Raw genomic sequence first — 3,802 nt, 5'->3', positions numbered from 1 at the left:
CCCCTCGATGAGCCTGTCCTTATTTTTAGCCATGAGACAGAAAAAATCCAAAAGCTTGGGGCAAGAGGCACGGCTCTTGATGTCATCAACGCTGTGTGTGCGCAAGGGATCGAGGCACAAATTATTCTTGTGCGGGTGGAAGAAAAATCAACCATTTCTGAGACACAAGCCGAAATGGTGGGATCAAATACGGCTTTGACCGGTGTGCATGCGCTAAAACATGCACGGGGGCATTTAGGGGTGGAGCCTGGGATTTTACTGGCACCGGCTTATAGTGCAGGGCGCCTTGATAATGGCAAAAACCCCGTGGCAGACGCCTTGGAACAAGTGGCAGAAAAGCTACAAGCGATTGCGGTTTTTGATACGGGGGGTAAAAACACGGAAGAAAGTCTTGCCACTCGCGCAGATTTTTCCTCACGCTTTTGTTATCTGATTGATCCCTTTGTACGAGTGGCAAATAGTGATGGGGGGTGGAGTATAAAACCCGCAAGTCCTTTTGCAGCGGCGATGTTTATCAAACGGGATAAGCAAAGGGGCGGTGTTTTTTGGTCTCCTTCAAACCAAGATGTCAAAGGCATTTTAGGCACGGCGCGCCCCATTAGCTATTTTGATGGCGAAATCGATCATGAGGCAAATCGCCTCAATCAAGCCGATATTGCGACCTTTATTCCAGCACGGCTTAGCCAAAATGCGCATTTAAATAATTCTGTGGGACAAATGGCTGCCAATGGACGCATTTTATGGGGAAATCATACCACTTCCAGTGACCCATTGTGGCGCTTTGTCAATGTGGTGCGCACCCGTGCAGCATTGGAAAAAACCATCATTAACAGTTTCCGCCCTTGGGCGAATGATGAAAACCTTACTGGTCAACATGTCATTGCTATCACCCGCAGCCTCACGCAGTTTCTTGATGATCTGATTGCGCGTGGAGCGCTTTTGGGTGGGCGGGTTTGGTTTGACCGCGATTTAAATTCCAACAGTACTTTACAGCTGGGGAAATTGCGGGTGGAATTTGATGCAGAAGAAGTGCCTCCTCTAGAAAATTTGAGTTTCGGCAGCCGGCGCAATAGCGCTTATTTTGACCGTTTGGCGCAAGATATCCAAAAGAAAATGACTTATCAATTTGGCGATACGCTTGAAACTTATCGCAAAGCAGCAAGGAGTTAGAGCATGACTTTACGCATTGTACGCGGTTTTACGCTGATTGTTGATGATGATGTGAATCTTCACCTTGATCTCGAAACATTGAAACTGCCCACTTTAGAAGAAATCACCGAAACCTATCAACCGGGTGGTTCTGATATGCAAATTGATGTGAGCGGTCTTGGTGTGAAAGCTTTGAGTTTACAAATGAAAATCCGCAGCCATACTCCCGAAATTATCGGCATCTTTGCTGGTTCTCCTGGTCTTCGTCATAAATTCACTGGCAAAAAACATGTGATCTCTGAAGAAGATGGACGCGAGCATGAACATTCCATTGATGTTACAGGGCGTTTGGTGAAAGTGGATAGTGAAGGCTTAACAGCTGGGAAAGCAACGGGCTATGATTGCGAGATCAAAAATGTTTGGGACTATACGGAATTTTGGGACGGTTCTGTTTTGCACCGCTTTTCTTTTAAACGGGGCGGTTGGCTTGTCCGAAACGGACAAGAGATCGGTTCTCGCCGCCGCTCTATTCTCAATCTATAAGCTCTCATTATTGATAGGGCGCTCATTTATAGGAATTGATCATGACAAGTTTACAAACCAGCATTGACGTGGAATTGCAGGTTCCGCTTCTTTATCAGGATAAAGGTGGCAAAGAATCTCTCTGCAAGAAACTGACCTTTTATCGCCCAAACTTCAAGCAAGCACGCCAATTAGCAGTGTTGATTGGACCGCAGTTGGTAGAGCTCGTTCTGCCCACTATAGAAGAGGATAAAACAACCTTGAGCAATGATATTCTTGTTCTTAAGCTTTGTGAGGCATTGCTCACCCATGAGGCTATGGAAGGAATAGCCGTGCTTTTAGCCGATATGTCTCATGAAACGGTTGAATTGATTAATCGTCTTGATGTTGTTGACATTATTGCTGTTTTCAAGGCTTTTTTTGCTTTTTTTACGCAACGCCAATCCTCTCTGCCGGACAATTTGGAGCAGAACTAGCCCTTTATTATCACTGGGTGCCTTCAGAAATTAACCAGATGGATTGGCTGGATGTGATTGCCTATCGAGAAGAGCTTGCACGCCTTAAAGCCCAAGAATATGAAAGTCATCAGTTAGGATAAGAGACAATCATGGATGTTTCCCTTGTTGTGCGTTTTGTTAATCACCTGCAAGAGGGGATCGCTTCTGCCAAGCGGGATCTTGCAGCTTTCAGTAGCGATGTTGCGCATTTCCAAAACAAGACAAGGCAGCACTTTAAAAATTGGTTTGACCCCGAGCATCTTGAGGATGCGACAAAGAATGCGGAAAATGCTTTTATCCAAGCGCGGGGGCGCATGGTGGGTGCACTTGCGCAAACAGCAACCTTAATTGCACCGCTCTATAAAGCCATGCAATTTGACCAATCGATGAAAGGCTTGGAAAAGGTTCTGGATGCCCCCCTTGATCGCTTAAAGGAATTGCGCCGTTTTGCTTTGGAAACCTCCACCAAGATTCCGCTAGCGGCGCGTGAAGTTTTGGAACTGATGACCAGTGCCAGCCAAGCAGGAATTGGTGAACAAGATCTCGAGGCTTTTAGCATTTACGCTGCCAAAGCAGCTGTGGCTTTTGATATGACGGGGGATCAGATTGGGGAGCGCTTTGCCAAGTTGCGCAATGTCTTTAAGCTTAATCAAGCAGGCATTGAAGATTTAGGTGATGCGATCAATCATCTCTCGAACCACATGGCGGCAAAAGCCAGTGAAGTGTCTGATTTTACCAATCGCGCTACTGGTGCGGCAACCATGTTTAAGCTCACTGCCCGGGAAACCGCAGCATTTGGTACGGCAATGATTTCTGCTGGGATTGTCCCTGAGAGTGCCGCGCGTGGTTTTAATGCCATGAGTGCCCGCATACAGGCGGGAGGTAAACATATTGAAGATGCTTTTGCCAATATCGGGCTTTCCCGTGAAAAATTTATGCAAGATCTGGATAAAGATGCCACTGGCACTTTGGTCCGCTTTTTTGATGTTTTAGCCAAATCAGAACAGGGGATGCGCTCGCTGATTGCCATTGCAGGGCGGGACTTCACGGGCGATTTTGCCAAATTGGTGGGCAATCCAGAATTGTTAGGGAAAGCTTTAGAGTTTGTGAAAGACCCGAAAGTCTTTAAAGGCTCGGTAGAGCAAGAGGCGGACAAACAAGCAACCGGTGCGATCAGGCAGTTTGAACTTTTGCAAAACCGTATTGTGGCTTTGGGAATTACCATTGGTGAAGTGCTTCTGCCCCCTGTCAACAGTCTGATGGAAAGTGTTGGCAATTTTACCAATGGGCTTATGGCATGGGCCAATGCCCATCCCACTTTAACAAGCGCCATTATCAAAACCATTGCTGCTCTGATGGCTTTTAACATTGCTCTGCGTGTGTTGCGCTTTGCTTTTGCTGGCACACGTCTCGGGCTTCTTCAATTGATCAGCTCTTTTATCAAGCTTGGTGGTGTGAGCGGCAAGCTTAAAACAAGCTGGCGTGGCTTAGCAGCCTCAGGGCGTTCCTTGAAGTTATTGATGGCAGGGCTTGGTAGGAGCGCGCTGCGTCTCTTGCGACCCATGACTTTACTTGTGGCAGCGTTTCGAGGGGTTGCGGTTTCAGGTGCAGCATTGGTGAGTAGCTTTGGTTGG

At 47.1% G+C, this 3,802-nt stretch carries 4 protein-coding genes; all 4 read left to right on the top strand.

The window, feature by feature from the left end; genetic code table 11:
• A partial coding sequence (locus ACFIJ0_RS07440; protein ID WP_375661448.1) for a phage tail sheath family protein occupies window positions 1–1,170 on the top strand: 1,170 nt, incomplete at its 5' end.
• 3 nt (window positions 1,171–1,173) lie between these two features.
• Window positions 1,174–1,692 carry a phage major tail tube protein gene (locus ACFIJ0_RS07435; protein WP_375622938.1) on the top strand — a complete coding sequence of 173 codons (519 nt, stop codon included), beginning with the start codon at window positions 1,174–1,176 and terminating at the stop codon, window positions 1,690–1,692.
• 41 nt (window positions 1,693–1,733) lie between these two features.
• Entirely contained in the window at window positions 1,734–2,147 is a 414-nt protein-coding gene (locus ACFIJ0_RS07430; RefSeq protein ID WP_375622940.1) for a hypothetical protein, read from the top strand.
• 131 nt (window positions 2,148–2,278) lie between these two features.
• The coding region (locus tag ACFIJ0_RS07425) for a phage tail tape measure protein (protein ID WP_375622942.1) at window positions 2,279–3,802 on the top strand (1,524 nt) is incomplete at its 3' end.

This window comes from Bartonella sp. OC68QHHN, assembly GCF_042193875.1.
GTDB classification, from domain to species: domain Bacteria; phylum Pseudomonadota; class Alphaproteobacteria; order Rhizobiales; family Rhizobiaceae; genus Bartonella; species Bartonella grahamii_A.
The sequence above is the reverse complement of the archived record's forward strand: the minus strand, read 5'-3'. Positions and strand labels throughout refer to the sequence as shown.